Annotated in this window: 19 protein-coding genes; 8 read left to right on the top strand and 11 right to left on the bottom strand. The window is 38.9% G+C overall.

The annotated features are described in order from the left end of the window. Positions 1-132: 132 nt before the first annotated feature. On the bottom strand, positions 133-903 hold the full coding sequence (gene pdhR / locus FVA69_RS06440; protein ID WP_117162804.1) for a pyruvate dehydrogenase complex transcriptional repressor PdhR: 771 nt from the start codon (positions 901-903) through the stop codon (positions 133-135). Positions 904-1,628: 725 nt separating this feature from the next. Further along, a complete protein-coding gene (gene nadC / locus FVA69_RS06435) occupies positions 1,629-2,531 on the bottom strand; it encodes a carboxylating nicotinate-nucleotide diphosphorylase (RefSeq protein ID WP_117162803.1) in 903 nt (300 codons plus the stop codon). A gap of 106 nt (positions 2,532-2,637) precedes the next feature. Here nadC and ampD point away from each other — a divergent pair, with 106 nt between their 5' ends. The 7 genes from ampD to yacG all read left to right on the top strand — a co-directional run bounded on the left by ampD (position 2,638) and on the right by yacG (position 8,213). Then, positions 2,638-3,183 (top strand): 1,6-anhydro-N-acetylmuramyl-L-alanine amidase AmpD, encoded by a 546-nt coding sequence (ampD, locus tag FVA69_RS06430; protein WP_109912947.1) that lies wholly within the window; start codon positions 2,638-2,640, stop codon positions 3,181-3,183. Between the two features lie 260 nt (positions 3,184-3,443). Continuing rightward, positions 3,444-3,869: a prepilin peptidase-dependent pilin gene (gene ppdD, locus FVA69_RS06425; protein ID WP_004913128.1), complete on the top strand. Its 426-nt coding sequence runs from the start codon at positions 3,444-3,446 to the stop codon at positions 3,867-3,869. Positions 3,870-3,881: 12 nt separating this feature from the next. Beyond that, entirely contained in the window at positions 3,882-5,282 is a 1,401-nt protein-coding gene (locus FVA69_RS06420) for an ATPase, T2SS/T4P/T4SS family (RefSeq protein ID WP_164528556.1), read from the top strand. 1 nt (position 5,283) lies between these two features. Further along, entirely contained in the window at positions 5,284-6,471 is a 1,188-nt protein-coding gene (locus FVA69_RS06415; RefSeq protein ID WP_164528555.1) for a type II secretion system F family protein, read from the top strand. 155 nt (positions 6,472-6,626) lie between these two features. Beyond that, entirely contained in the window at positions 6,627-7,232 is a 606-nt protein-coding gene (gene coaE / locus FVA69_RS06410) for a dephospho-CoA kinase (RefSeq protein WP_004913145.1), read from the top strand. An 8-nt stretch (positions 7,233-7,240) separates the two neighbouring features. Beyond that, positions 7,241-7,999, top strand: coding sequence for a cell division protein ZapD (gene zapD / locus FVA69_RS06405; protein ID WP_109912936.1), 759 nt, complete (start codon positions 7,241-7,243; stop codon positions 7,997-7,999). Positions 8,000-8,015: 16 nt separating this feature from the next. Next, positions 8,016-8,213, top strand: a complete 198-nt coding sequence (yacG, locus tag FVA69_RS06400; protein WP_004262008.1) for a DNA gyrase inhibitor YacG — start codon at positions 8,016-8,018, stop codon at positions 8,211-8,213. Between the two features lie 77 nt (positions 8,214-8,290). Here yacG and mutT read toward each other — a convergent pair whose 3' ends face one another. The 3 genes from mutT to secM form a co-directional block, all read right to left on the bottom strand. After that, positions 8,291-8,698 (bottom strand): 8-oxo-dGTP diphosphatase MutT, encoded by a 408-nt coding sequence (gene mutT / locus FVA69_RS06395; RefSeq protein WP_109912937.1) that lies wholly within the window; start codon positions 8,696-8,698, stop codon positions 8,291-8,293. Positions 8,699-8,759: 61 nt separating this feature from the next. Continuing rightward, entirely contained in the window at positions 8,760-11,471 is a 2,712-nt protein-coding gene (gene secA / locus FVA69_RS06390) for a preprotein translocase subunit SecA (RefSeq protein ID WP_164528554.1), read from the bottom strand. Positions 11,472-11,557: 86 nt separating this feature from the next. Then, a complete protein-coding gene (secM, locus tag FVA69_RS06385; RefSeq protein WP_004913160.1) occupies positions 11,558-12,088 on the bottom strand; it encodes a secA translation cis-regulator SecM in 531 nt (176 codons plus the stop codon). A gap of 75 nt (positions 12,089-12,163) precedes the next feature. Here secM and FVA69_RS06380 point away from each other — a divergent pair, with 75 nt between their 5' ends. Then, the gene (locus FVA69_RS06380; RefSeq protein WP_109912939.1) at positions 12,164-12,685 is read left to right on the top strand and encodes a DUF721 domain-containing protein; all 522 of its coding nucleotides are present in this window, start codon (positions 12,164-12,166) and stop codon (positions 12,683-12,685) included. Positions 12,686-12,723: 38 nt separating this feature from the next. On the opposite strand, the gene lpxC is transcribed toward FVA69_RS06380, so the two are convergent. From lpxC to murC, 6 genes are all read right to left on the bottom strand, one after another. Continuing rightward, positions 12,724-13,641 carry a UDP-3-O-acyl-N-acetylglucosamine deacetylase gene (gene lpxC, locus FVA69_RS06375; protein WP_004913165.1) on the bottom strand — a complete coding sequence of 306 codons (918 nt, stop codon included), beginning with the start codon at positions 13,639-13,641 and terminating at the stop codon, positions 12,724-12,726. Positions 13,642-13,740: 99 nt separating this feature from the next. Next, positions 13,741-14,898: a cell division protein FtsZ gene (gene ftsZ, locus FVA69_RS06370; RefSeq protein ID WP_004262022.1), complete on the bottom strand. Its 1,158-nt coding sequence runs from the start codon at positions 14,896-14,898 to the stop codon at positions 13,741-13,743. A gap of 60 nt (positions 14,899-14,958) precedes the next feature. Beyond that, positions 14,959-16,215 carry a cell division protein FtsA gene (gene ftsA / locus FVA69_RS06365; RefSeq protein ID WP_004262024.1) on the bottom strand — a complete coding sequence of 419 codons (1,257 nt, stop codon included), beginning with the start codon at positions 16,213-16,215 and terminating at the stop codon, positions 14,959-14,961. A 35-nt stretch (positions 16,216-16,250) separates the two neighbouring features. Further along, positions 16,251-17,057 (bottom strand): cell division protein FtsQ, encoded by an 807-nt coding sequence (gene ftsQ, locus FVA69_RS06360; protein WP_004913170.1) that lies wholly within the window; start codon positions 17,055-17,057, stop codon positions 16,251-16,253. Position 17,058: 1 nt separating this feature from the next. Then, positions 17,059-17,979, bottom strand: a complete 921-nt coding sequence (locus FVA69_RS06355; RefSeq protein ID WP_004913172.1) for a D-alanine--D-alanine ligase — start codon at positions 17,977-17,979, stop codon at positions 17,059-17,061. A 2-nt stretch (positions 17,980-17,981) separates the two neighbouring features. Beyond that, positions 17,982-19,445 carry a UDP-N-acetylmuramate--L-alanine ligase gene (gene murC, locus FVA69_RS06350; protein ID WP_004913175.1) on the bottom strand — a complete coding sequence of 488 codons (1,464 nt, stop codon included), beginning with the start codon at positions 19,443-19,445 and terminating at the stop codon, positions 17,982-17,984. Positions 19,446-19,468 lie beyond the last annotated feature (23 nt).

Raw genomic sequence — 19,468 nt, 5'->3', positions numbered from 1 at the left:
GTGGAGCCTATCTTCCTGCTATTTTTCAGTTGCCGTAAAACAGCGGGAAGATAGGCCCTGATGTAGTTGCCGCTTTAACACTCAATTAGAGTATTCACAATAATATAGACGCAGCAGTCAGGATCTATATTATTAATTCAAATCAGGATGTTGCTGTAACCGACGTAAAGAACGTTCTCTGCGAGTTTGCTCTCGGCTAATATCCAACAGTAAATCTTCGATAAAGGCTAAGTGACGATGAGAAGCTTCACGTGCCTTTTCGGGCTCTCTTGCCATTATAGCGTCAAAAATCTGTGCTCGATGTTCACTAACTGCTTTATACATTTCTTTACGGGTATATAAGAACTCAAAATTCTGACGAATGTTTTGTTCTAACATCGGGATCATACAGCGCAATAGGTGCAGCAAAACGACATTATGAGCGGCTTCAGTTACAATTAATTGATATTGTAATACCGCATCTGACTCTGCTTCTAATCCACCATTTTCTTGCGCTGTCTTAATTAATTCATAGCTTTGGCGAATCCGCTCAAGATCCTCATCGGTACCACGAAGTGCCGCATAATATGCAGCGATACCTTCAAGAGCATGACGAGTTTCAAGAAGATCGAATTGAGATTCAGGATTGCCTTCAAGTAGCTGAGCTAAAGGGTCACTAAAGCTTTGCCACATTTTCTTTTGCACGAATGTTCCGCCACCTTGGCGGCGAGATAAAAGGCCTTTCGCCTCTAATGTTTGAATTGCTTCACGCACTGATGGTCGAGATACGTCAAACTGTTTTGCAAGTTCGCGCTCAGGAGGCAGCTTTTCGCCAGGGCGTAGTGTCCCTTCGAAAATAAGATGTTCGAGACGCTGCTCTATTACATCTGATAACTTTGGTTGGCGAATTTTACCGTAAGTCATAATCTGCCATATTTATGAGTGAGTAATTATTGATTACGTATTACCCAGTGTTAATTGGTAATACCAATTTATTTATGGGTTAATAAAGTAACAAAGTATTCACTATCTGTCCATAAAGACCTTGCGCTAAATCATAAAATCCTGCAAATCTTAACAATTTTTTTTAAAATTTAGCATGAATTGATAACTAAATATGCAATTTGACATGACATATTTTAACATTAAAACCGATTTATTATGCTAATAAATGAAAACTGAATCGTTAAACCAACCAATAGACTGAATTTAAATTCATTAATAATAATTAATTAACCATATTATTCTATTGGCCGTACTTTTTACTCATCAAAACCATAATGATGTTAATAAATCGTTAAATTCACAACCGATTTTAAACTTAACTTAAATTCGCTTGGTTAAATTACACTCAAACCGATTCCTTATCATCTTAGAATAAAGTTGATGTAGAAAATAAAATAGCGTTGTAATGTTTCAATTGATAGGTGGATAAAAGAAATGCACAATGGGTCAATTGACTAGGGGCTACAAAATATTTTGTTGTAACCCCATAAAGATTTAAATCAACACTTAGATACTGTTAATCAACGAATGATCTAGATTCCTAAAGCCTACTTAACGTAAATAGCCACTCAAGATGAAACTACATCAACAATACTATAACTTAGGATCTCAGCTGAGGCAGCTTCGTGTATTAACCAAATTACTTACTGATTTTTATCAATAAAACGCATAGACAAATCCATGGCTTTAATATGTTTGGTTAGCGCACCAACAGAAATAAAGTCAACCCCTGTTTCTGCGAACTCTTTTATCGTATCTAATGTGACATCGCCAGAAACTTCAAGTGCAGCTTTACCTGCCGTTAACACCACAGCTTCTTTCATCATGACTGGAGTAAAGTTATCTAACATGATGATATCCGCTTGCGCTTTTAAGGCTCGTAATAACTCATCTAAACTTTCAACTTCAATTTCTATAGGGACATCTGGATGCGCGCTACGCGCTAATTCAACAGCTCGTTCGACTGAACCAGCTGATATAATATGGTTTTCTTTTATTAAATAAGCATCGGATAAACCTAAGCGATGGTTAAACCCTCCCCCCATCAACACTGCATATTTTAAAGCCGTCCTTAAGCCCGGGATAGTTTTACGTGTATCAAGTAACTTCGCCCTTGTACCAGTGATTTGTTTTACATATTCAGCAGTTATACTTGAAACAGAAGAAAGCGTTTGAATGAAATTCAAAGAGGTGCGCTCACCTGTTAATAGAATTTGGGATGGGCCCTGCATCTCACAGAGAACTTGGTTAGGAGTAACAGTTTCACCGTCTTGAACTTTCCAATCAATTTTGACTTGCCCGCCAAGTTGAAGAAAAACCTCATCTAACCATTGCTTCCCACAAAAAACGCCATGTTCGCGGGTAATAATTCGAGCACTCACTTGCGCATCTATATTTAACAGCTGGCCAGTGATATCTTTTTTATAATCAATAGACTGACCTAAATCTTCTTTCAAAGCCACACTGACCATAAAAGGAATATCAATTTGTAACCGCTCAAAAAGCATTTCACGTCTTTGCTGTTCATCATATCGCCGTATCGTCATTTTTAACTCCAAAATGTGCACTCGCTTTGTTTCATCTATGCTAATCTTTTCGTTTGCAGATAACGAGTGTTAACAAAAAAGAAAAGAGAATACTATGGATAACGATATGAAAATACACAATGGTTGGCTAAATAATGTGACTCATATCCCTTCTCCACATCATGATGAGCGCCCCACGAATACCATACCTTCTCTGTTAGTCATTCATAATATCAGCCTTCCACCTGGCCAATTTGGTGGCCCTTATATAAATCAATTATTTACAGGAACTTTAAACCCTGATGAACACCCATTTTTTAATGAAATCAAACATCTTCGCGTTTCAGCTCATTGCTTAATACGCCGTGACGGCACCATCATTCAATATGTCCCCTTTCATTTACGAGCTTGGCATGCAGGGCAGTCTTCCTACCAAGGCCAAGAAAAATGTAACGATTTTTCTATTGGTATTGAACTAGAAGGCACTGATTTCGAACCATTTACCGAAGTACAATATCAATCCCTTACTTATTTAACTAATTTACTTATAATTGAGTATCCACTAATTAAAAATAATATTACCGGCCACAGTAATATTGCCCCTGGTCGCAAAACAGATCCTGGCCCATTTTTTGATTGGGTATATTATAAGAATAAATTAAATAATAATTGAGTTATTGCTCCGGGTAATATCTATCTTGATCTTACCCGTAATACAAAACAGGTACATTTATCTTCACTCAATTTATTAAAAAACTCCACCTTCTATTTTATCTTTATTATTTATTGCGAAGCTGCTCGAAGAAAAATGCAATCTTACCTATTTTCCAATAAATATTTACAAAATGCTTCGCACTGCTTTTTTTAACCTCTAACTTTAACTAAAAAATCTAATTATGATAAAACCTCACTTAACAACGGAGGTTTTTATTTATGAATCAACAAGGATTTTCACTTATTGAAATTATGGTAGTAATTGCAATTATATCAATTCTAAGTGCTATTGCGATCCCTGGCTATCAAAGCTATATGCAAAAAGCAGCAATTACCGATGTACTCCAGACCGTTATTCCTTATAAGAACAGCATAGAAATATGCAGTTTTAATCGAGGGAGTTTATCGCAATGCAATGGAGGTAGTGATGATATTCCTACAAATATAACAGGGAAATACATTAATAAGATAGACGTTAAATCTGGAGTTATTACGTTCTCTACTGGTAAATCATTATCAGACTTAAAAGTCACATTAACACCAACCCTTCCAACCTTAGATAAACCCTTCAACTGGGCAGTTGTTTGCGAAAATAAAACTAATGCTAACTTAAAATCACTATGTGAAAAAACATTTATCTTTTAATTGGGAATATTTATGAATATATCTAATAATGACCAATTTATTTATAAAGAACTTAAGAGCTTATGTGATAAAAATTACATTATAATCATAGATTATAATCAAAAAAGGTTATCTATCGCCGCTGCTAAAAAACCGGATGATAACTTAATAGCCACATTAAAATTTATTGCTAGCGTCCCTGTCTGTTATGATATTTGGCCAAAAGAAAAAATAGACCATTATTTTAATAACACAGTACATGAAATAAAAGAGGAGGAAACAAATTATCATCCTCAAGAAACCGAACTATTAAACACATCATCCCCTGCAATTAATTTTGTTGAGGAATTATTAAAAACAGCAGTTCATAAACGCTCATCTGATATACACCTTGAACCAACCAAACAAGGGTTAAAAATTAGATTACGTGTAGATGGGAAGCTATATTTTATTCCCTCTCCTCCTTATGAAATTAATAGCGAAATTATTGCTCGTATAAAAATACTAGCAAAAATGAATATAGCGGAAAAAAGGCTTCCACAAGATGGTCAAATGAGTTGGTATTTTGACGGGCAAAATTATAGTATTCGTCTTTCTAGCATTCCGACCATTCATGGTGAAAAGTTAGTCTTACGTATTTTGAATACGCAATTAAAATATTCTTTAGAGCACATAGGGATGTGCTCTTCCCTTCTTGAACGGTTAAAAGAATATTTAAATCGGCCACAAGGATTAATTTTAGTCACAGGGCCAACAGGAAGTGGTAAAACAGTAACACTTTATAGTTATCTAGAATATTTAAATCAATCCTCAAGAAATATAACAACCATTGAGGACCCTATTGAAATCCCCCTACAAGGGATCAACCAAACCCAAGTCAATGAAAAATACAAACTTAATTTTTCTTTTATTTTGAGGGCGCTTCTACGGCAAGACCCTGATGTCATTATGATTGGTGAAATCCGTGATGAAGAAACCGCTAAGATTGCGACCCGAGCGGCTCAAACTGGTCATCTAGTTTTGTCAACACTGCACACAAATTGTACAATTAGTGCTATAGAGCGAATGAATCAATTGGGGATAGAAAATAGTCAACTTAAATCTTGCTTAAAAATGGTTATTGCACAGAGGCTAGTACGAAAACTTTGTCCTCACTGCAAAGAAACAATACCTAAAAAAACTGAATTGCATAATAACCATATAATCAATGAATGGTCTTCAAAAGGCTGTGAGCTTTGTTTTTCTGGTTTTATGGGAAGAATTGCAATTTATGAATATATAGATCAAAGCAATATCTGTGAAATCTTTAAAAATAATACATTAGAAAATCCAAATAATTTTGTTAGCCTTTTTGATGCAGGTATAGAATGCGTTGAAATGGGTGAAACCACACTTCAAGAAATCTATTCTATTATCGGAAATGGAGTAAATTAACATGTTTATTTATTCATATATTGCCATTGATTTTAAAAACCAATTAAAACACAGTACACTAATAGCAAAAAGTAAAAAACATGCTTTTATTAACATAACTGAAAGAAATTTAATTCCTATACAAATAAAATTAAAAACACTATTTACATTAGATAAAAAAAACATTAATTATCGAATTCATTTTTTTCATCAATTATCTTTATTATCATCATCAGGTATTAACCTCATACAATGTTTAAAAATATTGCATACTAACTGTCCCTTTCCATTTTGGACTGATATTATCGAAAATTCAATAATCCATATTGAAAAAGGAGAGAAATTTTCACAATATTTAAAAAAACATCCCACCATTTTTAATGACACAGTAATCAGTATTATTACCGTTGCCGAGAAAACAGGGCAGTACGAGGAAAGCTTTAGTACAATCAATTCAATTTTAGAGCATAACAATAAAGTATCTTTACTCATCAGTAAATCGACACGATACCCAATAATTCTATCATCTTTTTCTATAGTTTTATTAGCCATTATGATGATCTATGTTGTTCCTCAATTTGAAAGTATCTATCAAAATGTTAGACACGAACTACCACTCATTACAAAAACTATAACTTTCATATCAAGTTTCCTAAGGGAATATTTACCCTACTTACTTAGCCTTATTCTATTTTTATTACCTTTCATATTTAAATTTAAGGAAAAGGCACTGAACTTAATAAAAAAAACAATAATGCATTTATCCATATTAAAAAAATCATTACAACTTCATAATTTAAGTTTATATTTTTTAACGATGCATTCAACTATTAATGTAGGGTTATCATTATCTGAATGTTTAAAGTGTACTATTCAAACCATTAATAATAATCAATATAAAAAAGACTGCAAACACGTACATATGTCGGTACATAAAGGAGAATTACTCTCCTATGCTATGAGGCAAACTAAGTTTTTTCCTGATTTAGCTGTACAGCTAATGTCTATTGCTGAAGAATCTGGGAAAATACACTATTTTTCCAATTATTTATTCAAATATTATTCAGAGCAATATATTTTCATTACCGAAAAAAACCTAAAAAACCTTGAACCTATTTTACTCGTTTTAATTGCTATACTCGTGGGTATCGTCATGCTAGCAATGTATCTACCTATATTTAATTTAGGTAATGTTATAACTGAGTTATAAATAATTTCAGATAGATATAGATATTATGTTTCCCCTTTAATATATAATATATCGATTTATTTTTTAATCTATTCACAGTAATATTACTTTGGATGAAGACAAATGATTTATTTCAGTGTAATCTGTTTTTTTTCAACGAGTAAATGAATAATCATATGCCTTATATAGTTGCTTTAACAGGTGGTATTGGAAGTGGTAAAACAACTGTTGCAAACGAGTTTGCAAAACTTGGAGTTCCTCTAGTTGATGCGGATGTGATTGCACGACAAGTTGTTGAGCCTAACAGCCCAGCTCTAAAAAGCATTACTCGCCACTTCGGTAAGGATGTCATTCTTCCTAACGGAGCTCTAAATAGGCAGCGCTTAAGAGAAATTATTTTTTCCAAACCTGATGAAAAAAAATGGCTGAATGCTCTACTTCATCCATTGATCCAACAAGAAACACAAAAACAATTTCAACAAATAAATTACCCTTATCTATTATGGGTAGTCCCTTTATTGATTGAAAATAATATTCATCATTTGGCAGATAGGGTATTAGTTGTTGATGTTACTGTTGAAGAGCAAATTCAACGTACTCTAAAAAGAGATAAGACCAGTTTAGAACAAGTTACTAATATACTTAATGCACAAGTTAGCCGTGAAAAACGACTTGATTATGCCAATGATATAATAACAAACCATTCTCATGATAGGGATCTCTCAACCAAGGTAGCCGCGTTACATAACCAGTACTTAACACTAGCAAAAATAAAAAAATAGGAATTAAAATGGGCGAGTTAATTGCAACAAATTTTATTACTTATGAATACCCAATGAATGAAAAAATTCGTTCGTGGTTGCGCCTTGAAACACTTTTATCTCAAATTTATGAGCTAAGTAATATTACTTCCTACTCTACTGGTATTGCCTTTTTTCGTTCTGTTTCAGAATTAATTGAAATTCTTGATAGAGGCGAAGTACGTTCTGAGCTCATGAAAGAGCTCGAAAAACAACGAATTCAGCTAGCTAGTTGGGCTGAAGCCCCTAATGCCGATAACCAATTAATTTCTACATTACTTGAACAATTATCTGATACAACCGCCAAATTGATGTCAGCCTCACGTTTTGGCCACCATTTACGAACAGATAAAATTATCAGTATGGTACGCCAACGACTAAGCATCCCAGGAGGCTGCTGTAGCTTTGATCTCCCCACTTTACAGCTTTGGTTAAATATCCCGCAAATTGAAAGAAATAAAACCATCAATGGATGGCTGCAAAGCCTTGACCCACTTAATAATGCATTAAAACTAGTCCTTACATTAATTCGTCAAAGTGGTAATTTCGAAACAAAAGAATCTCATAATGGTTTTTATCAAGATAATGTCGAGGGTAAAGAGTTACTACGTATCAAATTATCAATTGAGCACCTTATTTACCCACAAATTTCAGGCCATAAAACAAGATTTGCATTGCGCTTTCTACATATCGACAGTGAGAATGGTATACTTCCAGATGTAATTAGTTTTGAGTTATCCTGTTGCTAGCTAGAGATATATATTTATGAGCGAAATCATTGAAGTAAACTGCCCAACATGCAAAAAGATAGTTGTTTGGAATGAAAATAGCCCTTTCCGGCCATTTTGCAGTAAGCGTTGTCAACTTATTGACCTTGGTGAGTGGGCTAGTGAGGAAAAAAGAATTGCGAGTCAAGGGGATATCTCTGACAGCGATGACTGGAGTGAACAGCCAGATAAATAAGACGTTAAGTCGCGACACAGTAAATTAAGTGGAAAATATATCATTGTGTATTTTCCACTTAATATCAATATCAGTTATTAAGCTGATTCACTTCTCTGCGTTAATAAATCGACAATAATACGGTTTGCCGGTGGGAACTCATCAGCAATAAGGTCATGTTGACAAACCCAACGCGAATCTTGCCCTTCTTTACCGTACGGTTCATTTTCCCACGCAGTAACGATAAAAAAATAAAGCGTAATGAAACGGTCATCAAACTCATGATCAACGCGATGAAATAACTCGCTCTTAGTCACTACAATTCCGACTTCTTCTTCAAGCTCACGAATTAATGCCGCTTCAGGTGATTCATTAATCTCAAGTTTTCCACCTGGAAATTCCCAAAAGCCAGCCATATGCGTGCCTTCAGGCCGTTTAGTAATAAAAATTTGTTGCTGGGAATTACGAATAATTCCAGCCGCGATATGCAAATGTTTTTTTTCCATAATTTTTTCGTCAAAAAGGCGGGTTACCCCGCCTTTTTTATATTAATGAGTTAATAATAAATTAATTTAAGCGACCGTGACATTGCTTATATTTTTTACCTGAGCCGCAAGGACAAGGATCATTACGACCAATTTTGTGACCTTGAGTTGCTATTTTAGCCTCGGTTTCAGTCATTAAAGATTCAGCACCCGCTTCATGGCTTAATTGTTGCCTTTTCGCTAAACGCTCAGCTTCTTCACGACGCTGTTGCTCTAATGCTTCAACCTCTTCAGGTAAACGAACTTGTACCTTAGATAAGGTGCTAATCACTTCATATTTCAATGCTTCAAGCATGTTAGCAAACATACTGAAAGATTCGCGCTTGTACTCTTGTTTAGGATCTTTTTGCGCATAGCCACGCAAATGAATGCCTTGGCGTAAGTAATCCATTGACGCTAAGTGCTCTTTCCATAATGTGTCTAATGTTTGCAACATGACACCTTTTTCGAAATTACGCATCGCTTCTGCGCCAACAATTTCTTCTTTACGATCATAAACTTCAATCGCTTTTGCCATAATACGTTCACGTAATGTTTCTTCGTGTAACTCTGGCTCTTTATCTAACCACTCTTTGATTGGTAAGTCGAGGTCAAAATCATTGACTAAACGTTGGTGTAACCCTTCGATATCCCACATTTCTTCAAGTGATTGAGGTGGAATATAGGCATCCATCGTAGTGGTTAATACGTCTTGGCGGATGCTATCAACCGTTTCTTTAATGTCGCCGCCATCCAGTAATTCATTACGTTGAGTATAAATTGCACGACGTTGGTCACTTGCAACATCATCATATTCAAGTAGTTGTTTACGGATATCAAAGTTACGGCTTTCAACTTTACGTTGTGCATTAGCAATAGCTTTGGTCACCCATGGGTGCTCAATAGCTTCACCTGGCTTCATACCTAACTTTTTCATCATTCCTGTAACGCGGTCTGAGGCAAAAATACGCATCAGCGCATCTTCCATTGATAGGTAAAAACGCGATGAACCCGCATCCCCTTGACGCCCTGCACGACCACGTAACTGGTTATCGATACGACGTGACTCATGACGCTCAGTACCAATAATATGTAAACCACCTGCGGCTAAAACAGCATCATGGCGAACTTTCCAGTTTGCTTTGATTTCGTCAATTTGCTCTTGAGTTGGTTCTTCTAATGCAGCAACTTCAGTTTGCCAGCTGCCGCCTAACATAATGTCAGTACCACGACCGGCCATGTTAGTTGCGATCGTTACTGCACCTGCTTGACCTGCATTTGCGATGATATCCGCTTCCATTGCATGGAATTTTGCATTCAGTACGTTGTGAGCAATTTTAGCTTTTTTCAATGCATTAGAAATTAATTCAGATTTTTCGATAGAAATCGTACCAACAAGAACAGGTTGCCCATTGGCGGTTCTCTCACGAATATCTTCAATAATTGCCGCAAACTTATCCGCTTCGTTCATATAAACGAGGTCAGGTAAATCTTTACGAACCATTGGACGGTTAGTTGGGATAACAATTGTATCAAGTTTATAAATTGAGCTAAACTCAAATGCTTCGGTATCCGCAGTCCCCGTCATACCTGCAAGTTTTTCATATAAACGGAAATAGTTCTGGAAAGTAATTGAAGCCAAGGTTTGGTTTTCATTTTGAATTTCAACCCCTTCTTTTGCTTCAACCGCTTGGTGTAAGCCATCAGACCAACGGCGCCCTTCCATTGTACGGCCCGTATGTTCGTCAACAATGACAATTTGGCCGTCTTTTACAATATAATCAACGTCTAAGGTAAACAATGCGTGAGCACGTAAGCCTGCCATTACATGGTGCATTAACATGATGTTAGAAGGTGAATATAAAGATTCTCCTTCATCCATTAAGCCTTCTTTTGCTAGAAGTTCTTCGATTAATACTAGCCCACGTTCTGTTATGGTTACTTGACGCGATTTTTCATCAACCGAAAAATGGCCTTCCCCTTGGAAAGTATCTGAATCTTCTTTCTCTTGACGTTGCAAATATGGAATAAGTTTATCTACTTTTTGGTACAGTTCAGAGCTATCTTCCGCAGGACCTGAGATAATCAGCGGTGTACGTGCTTCATCGATAAGAATTGAGTCGACCTCATCCACCAAAGCATAATGCAATTTACGCTGAACACGCTCTTCAGGGCTAAATGCCATGTTGTCACGTAAGTAGTCAAAACCAAATTCATTGTTAGTACCATAAGTAATATCTGCCGCATACGCTTCACGTTTTGCAGGTGGAGCCATACCTGGCAGGTTGATACCCACAGTTAAACCTAAGAATTCAAATAATGGACGGTTATTTTCAGCATCACGCTTGGCTAAGTAGTCATTCACCGTAACTACGTGAACCCCTTTGCCACTTAATGCGTTGATATAAGCTGGTAGTGTTGCCGTTAATGTTTTACCTTCCCCCGTACGCATTTCTGCGATACAGCGTTCATTCAGTACCATTCCACCGATAAGCTGTACATCAAAGTGACGCATACCAAATACACGTTTACTTGCTTCGCGAACAGTTGCAAATGCCTCAGGGATGATGCTTTCTAAACTTTCGCCCTTCGTTAAACGCTCACGAAACTCTACCGTTTTTGCTTTTAATTCATCATCAGATAACTTTTCGAAATCGGGTTCAAGACGATTAATTTTTTCAACTTCTTTACGTAAACGGCGCAAGGTACGGTCATTACGACTACCAAAAACTTTGGTCAAAATCTTTGTTAACATATTTTAATCTCTAATAATCAATTAATTGTTTTAAATTTTATGGCGCAAGACAGCACAGCACTAAGCTGGCTTGCTATGGGTAAAGATTAAGCTGTTAACGGGCCGGCACGAATGCCGTGGACTTGAGCAATCCAAATTGCAGGTTGGTAGGCAATAATATGGGGATAGTTATAATGACTAAATTGGATAACACTTTCATCCCACTGAAGTGAACGCTGTGCTAACATGGCATACAGCGTATCTAGCATCAACTGTGGGACAATAAGCTTTTCAGTCTCTTCTGCTGCCGTGTTTACATCATCGTCTTCCGTTGCCGAAAAAGCAAAAGTAAGCTGCCGAATGACATTCCTTACCGCATGTTGCTGCCAGTAATTAACTGAATAGGATGACGATGATGATGAAGAGCGCTGAGAATTCTGTTGAGAAAATAAATTGTCAAAGGCATTAACAGCTTGGCTCTGGCGATTAACGGGGGAAGAGTTAACCTGTGTGTGTTGAGATTCTGATAACGCATTTAAAATTGTAGGCAAGCCGACACCCGTGGCAACCACACCTAATAGTAGGTGGGACCAAAAGTATTTTCTTCCGAGTTGTCGCCAAAAATTTAAAATGCCCATCAAACTCTTATATAATGAATAAGTGACAAAATTATTATTTGTAATTCGTTGTTTCATTCTCAGCCGGAGCTAAAAATGAGAGATAGTCATCCACAAGCACTTTTTGATGTTCTTGAAGGATCATTGGCAACATCATCGAACACTTTACAAACTATTCAACGTAATGCAAAAGCGATTATCAAACTGAATCGTGCTGTAAAAGGGTTACTGCCGGCTGAAATCAAACCTATGTGCCGTGTTGCAAACTACCGTAATAGTATTATGGTCATTGAAGTGGCAAATGCCAGTTGGATGACCCGACTTAATTACGAAAAACTCAATCTTCTTTCTGCATTAAGAACGTCCATTCTACCATCTTTATCTTCTATCGACATCAGAATCAATCCCGATCTTATGCGAAAATCGAGGCAAAATAGCTCAGTAACTAAGCAAACGGCCTCAATGAGTCAAAAAATGAACGAACGCCAGATAAGCACACAAACCGCACAAGCACTTTTGAAATTAGCAGAGAATAGCCCGAAGGGATTAAAAGAAAGATTTGAGCGGCTGGCTGCACTAGCCGGAGAGAGTACTAGTGCAACCAACAGAAAGGGCTAACTTCGATTAGCTTTCGAAGATAGCTGCATAATCACGTCTTATGCAAACACCGCTGAAGGTGCTTTGAATGCGACAGGCAATTGAGCTTCGTCTTCAAATGTGACGAGATCCCAAGCTGATTCTTTCGCTAAAACTGCTTGTAACAGCTTGTTATTCAGTGCGTGGCCTGATTTAAACGCGGTGAAAGCGCCAATAATGTTATGTCCACACATGAATAAATCACCAATTGCATCCAACATTTTGTGACGAACGAATTCATCTTCAAAACGTAAACCATCTTCGTTAAGAACTTTATAGTCATCAACAACGATGGCGCAGTCAAAACTACCGCCTAAGCACAAGCCTTTTGATTGCAGATATTCAATATCACGCATAAAGCCAAAAGTACGCGCACGGCTAATTTGATTTACAAATGATTCCGCTGAGAAATCAAGTGAGTAGCGTTGTGTGCTACTATCAATCGCTGGGTGCTGAAAATCAATTGTGAAATCAAGGCTAAACCCATTATAAGGTCGCATTTCAGCCCATTTATCACCATCTTCAACACGTACTGTTTCTTTTATACGTAAAAATTTCTTAGCACAATTTAATTCTTCAATACCGCCATCAAGCAGTAAGAATACAAATGGTGCGGCACTGCCATCCATAATAGGGATTTCAGGCGCATTGACTTCAATAACAATGTTATCGATACCTAACCCTGCTAAGGCAGCATTCAAATGCTCAACAGTCGAAATACGCACGTTATCTTCGTTAACTAAGCAAGTACATAACATGGTGTCACGAACTGATTTCGCATCTGCCGGAAAATCAACCGGTGGATTAAGGTCAGTACGACGGTAGATGACCCCGGTATTGGCCGGCGCTGGACGTAATGTAAGCGTAACTTTCTTGCCGGTATGTAAACCAACACCAGTCGCTGTAATAATACGTTTTAGTGTCCGTTGTTTGATCATCGTATTTTTCTCGCAATGTTATAAGTCCTACTGATCATCATACAAGATAATCAGTAGGAAATTTTAGCACAAAAAGCGGAGAAACCAATATAAATAAAATTAATCGGCCTGCTTACGCAAGAACGCAGGAATATCAAGATAATCTGGTTCTTTATTTGTTTGCGTATTTTGGTCATTGACCGCTTTAGCCGCTGGCTTCTCTTCTGTTAATGAAGACATGCTATTTTGCATTTGCTGATAGCGCTGTTCCATTGACGCCTGCTGAGACATCTTGTTGCTAACTAGAGTAATTTCTGGACGTTTGTCCATACCAATACCTGTAGCAACAACAGTGACACGCAGTTCTTCGTGCATTTCTGGGTCAAGAGATGTACCGATTACCACAGTTGCATTATCAGATGCGAAGGCACGGATAGTGTTACCCACCGTTTCAAACTCATCCAAGCGCAGGTCGAAACCAGCTGTAATGTTAACCAACACACCACGAGCGCCAGACAGGTCAATGTCTTCCAATAATGGGCTAGAAATGGCCATTTCAGCGGCTTCTTCTGCACGGTCTTCACCGCGAGCTACACCTGACCCCATCATCGCGTAGCCCATTTCTGACATCACAGTACGCACGTCAGCAAAGTCTACGTTCATTAAACCTGGGCGAGTAATCAGTTCAGCGATACCTTGTACTGCACCTTTTAGTACGTCATTTGCCGCACCGAAAGCATCCAGTAATGAGATACCACGACCAAGTACTTTTAATAATTTATCATTTGGGATAGTGATCAATGAGTCAACATGTTTTGACAACTCAGTGATACCCGCTTCTGCGAATGCCATGCGCTTTTTACCTTCGAAATTGAAAGGCTTAGTCACAACAGCAACTGTCAGAATACCCAATTCTTTGGCAACTTCGGCAACAACCGGAGCTGCACCAGTCCCTGTACCGCCGCCCATACCCGCTGCGATAAAGACCATATCTGCGCCATCTAAAGCATTACGCAGCGCCTCACGGTCTTCTTCAGCGGCATTACGGCCGACTTCAGGGTTTGCACCCGCACCCAGACCTTTGGTAATACCTGTACCGATCTGGATAGTTTGTCCAACTGCGGTTTTACGCAGCGCCTGTGCGTCTGTATTGACAGCGAAGAACTCAACGCCTTCAATACGTTCACGCACCATGTGTTCAACGGCGTTGCCGCCGCCGCCGCCAACGCCGATGACTTTAATCACCGCATCGTTGGTTAGCTCCATTGGTTCAAACATAATGTCTCTCCGTTTTGTGCTTACTACTTTTGAAGCTAATAATATGCTTCTTTATCAAAATTAAAATTCTTTTCTCAGCCAACTGGTTATTTTACTAAACCACCCGCTAACTGATGCACGTTTTTCTACTTCGGTATCATCACCTAAATGGCTTTCTTTACCGTAATGCAGAAGCCCTACCGCTGTTGAATAATATGGCTCCTGCGCGTAATCCGTTAATCCTGTGATGTTGAGCGGTGTACCAATACGCACTTGCGTATGGAACACTTTTTGAGCGCACTCGACCAAACCGTCGATTTGCGCAGCTCCACCAGTCAACACGATACCAGCTGCCAAATGGTGTTTGACACCTTGTTGACGTAACTGTTCCTGTAAATTTAAAATTTCTTCATTTACTAAATTTAACAGCTCAGTATACCTTGGCTCGATCACTTCTGCTAAGGTTTGACGCTGTAAACTTCTTGGTGGTCGCCCACCAACACTTGGTACTTCAACGGTTTCATCTTTACTGACGATAGAACCGACTGCACAACCATGGCGCACTTTAATGGCTTCTGCATCACTGGGTGGTGTTCCAAACGCATATGCGATGTCACTTGTCACCACATTGCCTGCATATGGAATCACTTTCGTATGGCGTAAAGCCCCACCAGTATAAACCGCCATGTCCATTGTGCCGCCACCGATATCGACGACACATACACCTAATTCACGCTCATCTTCCGTTAAAACGCTATAACTTGCAGCGAGACCGGCAAAAATAAGCTGATCAACTTTTAACCCACAACGTTCAACGGCTTTGACGATATTCTTCGCCATATCGTTATGGCAGGTGATCAAATGAACTTTTGCTTGCATACGTACACCCGATAGACCAACTGGGTTTTTAATCCCTTCTTGGTAATCTATTGCAAATTCCTGTGGTATTACGTGCAAAATTCTGTGTTCATCACGTACACGTACCGATTTTGCTGTATGCACAACACTGTCAACATCTTCTTGCGTCACTTCTTCTTCTGAAACTGGCACCATACCAATCTCATTTTGACAACTGACGTGCTTACCTGATAGCGCAAGGTAAACCGATGAAATTTGGCAGTCAGCCATTAATTCGGCCTGATCAATGGCTCTTTGTACACATTTTACCACTGATTCAAGGTCGTTTACGCCACCTTTGTCCATTCCACGAGATGGACAACTTCCCACCCCAATAATATTAACCATACCATCGGGCAGAATTTCGCCAACAAGGGCTGATACCTTGGAAGTTCCAATTTCAAGGCCTACCACTAATTTTCTGTCCGTTGCTTTAATCATTTTTTCTGCCTAATTTTTGTTATTAGTCATCGTCTTTATTGTAACTCCGGTGGAGCATCGACCAATAGTGGCGCCCAGCCCACCGCAGCACCACTGGAATAACGTAAGTCAACATAGTCAACGCGTTTATCCGTTGTTTGCTGCAAAAGCGGATACAGTTCAAGGAACCGATTTAACCGCTCTGACACATCTTTCTTACCTAATTCGATTCTAACATCGTTGTCTAAAATAATTTGCCAGGCATTTCTGGCTGTCATCGATAATGATTTTAGCTTTAGGTTATGTGCTGCTAACGTGTTCTTAAAAACAGCAAATTCTTTAAGGACATCTTTTTGGCTACCTTGTGGCCCATACAGCAACACATAATCCCCTTTACCATTTTCGCTAACTGGCAAGTTAAATACCCTGCCTTGTTCATCTACCATGTTTTGATCATTCCACCTAGCGAATGGGCGGTATTCAACAATGTGAATTTTCAATTCATCTGGCCATTGTTTACGCACCGTCACTTGGCGTACCCATGGCATCATGCTTATTTGGTTCTGGATAGCGTTGACATCAACGGTCATAAATGTCCCCGGCTGCCCTAAAGCTAAAATGGCCTTTCTGACATCATCATTTGTGGTGTAATGGCGCTCCCCCGTTAACACCAATTTAGACATCGGCAACCTGTCAGCATCTTTCATCCAAGTCATCACCATCCAACCACTCCAGAGGATAGTGCCAAGCACAAATAGGAAGAAAAATAACCCACCTAAAAATGCACCATTACTCGGTCCTGAACGTGGATCCTCGTCATTATTCTGATTATGATGCCTAACGTTTAGTGCTGCTTGTGACATATCAACGAGCCAATTTTAAAATTTGTACAACTAACTGTGAAAAACTCATACCAGCCTGTCGAGCTGCCATCGGTACTAGACTATGGCTTGTCATACCCGGTGATGTATTAACTTCCAGCAGATAAAATTGACCATCATTATCTTGCATTACATCAACTCGTCCCCAGCCTTCGCAGCCAACGGCTTGGTAAGCTTTCAGTGCTAATTCTGCGAGCTCAGATTCGAGCTGTTCACCTAAACCACTTGGGCAAAAATATTGAGTTTCATCAGATAAATATTTTGCTTCGTAGTCATAAAAAATACCCGGTGGTTGAATACGAATTGACGGTAACGTGTTATCTCCCAACACAGCAACCGTGAACTCTGGGCCACTCAGCCATTTTTCAATTAACAACGTTTCATCAAATTGAAACGCGAGGTCCAAAGCAGCCGGCAATGACTCTAGGCTATCAACTTTACTCATGCCAACACTAGAACCTTCTAGACTAGGTTTCACAATCAGAGGTAGCCCTAACAATTGCACTTTAGCGACAATTTGCTCATGAGATGCCTGCTTATACTGCTGCTGTGTTAAGTAAACATATGGCGATACACTTAACCCTGCACCTTGCCATAATTGTTTTGTTCTCAGCTTATCCATACTCAGCGCTGAAGCCATAACACCACTACCGGTATAAGGGAGGTTTAGTGTTTCTAACAACCCTTGTAATGTACCGTCTTCACCACCTCGGCCATGTAACGCAATAAAAACTTTATTAAAACCTGCATCTTTCAAGGTTTCTACAGGGAAATCTTGGGGGTCAATAGGATGAGCATCAACACCTGCTTGGCGTAACCCCGCCAGCACAGCATTTCCTGACTGAAGTGAAACTTCACGTTCAGCAGATGAGCCTCCTAATAGAACCGCAACTTTCTCTGTCATTTTTATTCCTCAACCATCGGTGGCTGTAATTTTGCTTCAGCTAGGTTTTTAGCTATTTTACCAATATTTCCTGCGCCTTGAACTAAAATTAAATCATTTTCATCAAGAGTTTGAGCTAATATATGCGGAATTTGTTCAGTATCGGCAACATAAATAGGATCAATCTGACCACGACCACGAATTGTTCTGCACAATGAGCGGCTATCTGCACCCGGTACATGCTTTTCACCCGCTGAATAGACATCTAGCATTAGCAGTACATCTACCTGCCCTAAAACATTCACAAAATCATCGTATAAGTCACGAGTACGGGTATAACGATGTGGTTGGAATACCATAACAATGCGTTTATCTGGCCAACCCGCTCTCGCGGCTTTAATCGTTGCATCCACTTCTGTTGGGTGGTGGCCATAGTCATCGACTAGCATCACTTCACCCTCTTTGCCATTTACATTACGCAGAGGGAAATTCCCTAAGAAATCAAAGCGGCGCCCCGTACCTTGAAACTCAACTAGTGCAGATAAAATATGTAAATCGTCAATACCTTCTTCTGTGGCAACAGCTACTGCGGCTGTCGCATTGAGCGCATTGTGACGTCCCGGTGCATTTAGAACCACAGTCAGCTCTGGCATATTTTCACGAGCAATGGTGAAAAAGCCTTGATTTCCTTTTTGCTCATATTGCGTAATACGCACATCAGCATCTTCACTAAAGCCATAAGTAGTAATGTAGCGACCAATTTTAGGTAGCAACGAACGAATGACAGGATCATCAATACACATTACTGCACGCCCGTAGAACGGCAGATTATGCAAGAAATTAATAAATGTATTCGTTAAATTATCGAAGTCGCCTTGGTAAGTATCCATATGGTCAGCTTCGATATTTGTCACGACCGCAACTAACGGTTGCAAATGTAAAAACGATGCATCGCTTTCATCGGCTTCTGCAATCAAGTAACGGCTACTACCTAAACGTGCGTGTGTTCCTGCTGATTTAACTAACCCCCCATTCACAAATGTGGGGTCAAGACCTGCTTGTGCATAAATCCCAGAAATCATTGCTGTAGTGGTCGTTTTCCCGTGGGTACCTGCAACGGCAATACCATGACGGTAACGCATTAATTCAGCCAACATTTCCGCACGACGAATAACAGGAATACGCAATTCTTTGGCGGCTTGAATTTCAGGGTTCTCACTCGAGATAGCCGTTGATACGACAACAACACTCGCGTCTTCAACGTTCTCTGGGCGGTGATTAAAGTAAATCGTTGCCCCTAATGCGGTTAATTGTTGAGTCACTGCATTCGGTGCTAAATCTGAACCACTAATTTCATAGCCTTCATTTGCCAACACTTCAGCGATACCACCCATGCCAGCACCGCCGATGCCGACAAAATGGATGTGCCTAACTCTTCTCATTTCTGGCACTGATGTTCTTAATTTCGCTAATTGTTGTGTATTCACTATATTTCTTCGCTTCTAATTAA

This window comes from Providencia sp. PROV004 (assembly GCF_011045615.1).
GTDB classification, from domain to species: Bacteria; Pseudomonadota; Gammaproteobacteria; order Enterobacterales; family Enterobacteriaceae; genus Providencia; species Providencia rettgeri.
Note: the sequence above shows the minus strand (reverse complement) of the source record. Positions and strands in the feature narration are given on the sequence as shown.

Coding starts and splice junctions, on each gene's coding strand:
- pdhR (WP_117162804.1), bottom strand. CDS start 903: ATGACTTACGGTAAAATTCGCCAACCAAAGTTATCAGATGTAATAGAG.
- nadC (WP_117162803.1), bottom strand. CDS start 2,531: ATGACGATACGGCGATATGATGAACAGCAAAGACGTGAAATGCTTTTT.
- ampD (WP_109912947.1), top strand. CDS start 2,638: ATGAAAATACACAATGGTTGGCTAAATAATGTGACTCATATCCCTTCT.
- ppdD (WP_004913128.1), top strand. CDS start 3,444: ATGAATCAACAAGGATTTTCACTTATTGAAATTATGGTAGTAATTGCA.
- FVA69_RS06420 (WP_164528556.1), top strand. CDS start 3,882: ATGAATATATCTAATAATGACCAATTTATTTATAAAGAACTTAAGAGC.
- FVA69_RS06415 (WP_164528555.1), top strand. CDS start 5,284: ATGTTTATTTATTCATATATTGCCATTGATTTTAAAAACCAATTAAAA.
- coaE (WP_004913145.1), top strand. CDS start 6,627: ATGCCTTATATAGTTGCTTTAACAGGTGGTATTGGAAGTGGTAAAACA.
- zapD (WP_109912936.1), top strand. CDS start 7,241: ATGGGCGAGTTAATTGCAACAAATTTTATTACTTATGAATACCCAATG.
- yacG (WP_004262008.1), top strand. CDS start 8,016: ATGAGCGAAATCATTGAAGTAAACTGCCCAACATGCAAAAAGATAGTT.
- mutT (WP_109912937.1), bottom strand. CDS start 8,698: ATGGAAAAAAAACATTTGCATATCGCGGCTGGAATTATTCGTAATTCC.
- secA (WP_164528554.1), bottom strand. CDS start 11,471: ATGTTAACAAAGATTTTGACCAAAGTTTTTGGTAGTCGTAATGACCGT.
- secM (WP_004913160.1), bottom strand. CDS start 12,088: ATGGGCATTTTAAATTTTTGGCGACAACTCGGAAGAAAATACTTTTGG.
- FVA69_RS06380 (WP_109912939.1), top strand. CDS start 12,164: ATGAGAGATAGTCATCCACAAGCACTTTTTGATGTTCTTGAAGGATCA.
- lpxC (WP_004913165.1), bottom strand. CDS start 13,641: ATGATCAAACAACGGACACTAAAACGTATTATTACAGCGACTGGTGTT.
- ftsZ (WP_004262022.1), bottom strand. CDS start 14,898: ATGTTTGAACCAATGGAGCTAACCAACGATGCGGTGATTAAAGTCATC.
- ftsA (WP_004262024.1), bottom strand. CDS start 16,215: ATGATTAAAGCAACGGACAGAAAATTAGTGGTAGGCCTTGAAATTGGA.
- ftsQ (WP_004913170.1), bottom strand. CDS start 17,057: ATGTCACAAGCAGCACTAAACGTTAGGCATCATAATCAGAATAATGAC.
- FVA69_RS06355 (WP_004913172.1), bottom strand. CDS start 17,979: ATGACAGAGAAAGTTGCGGTTCTATTAGGAGGCTCATCTGCTGAACGT.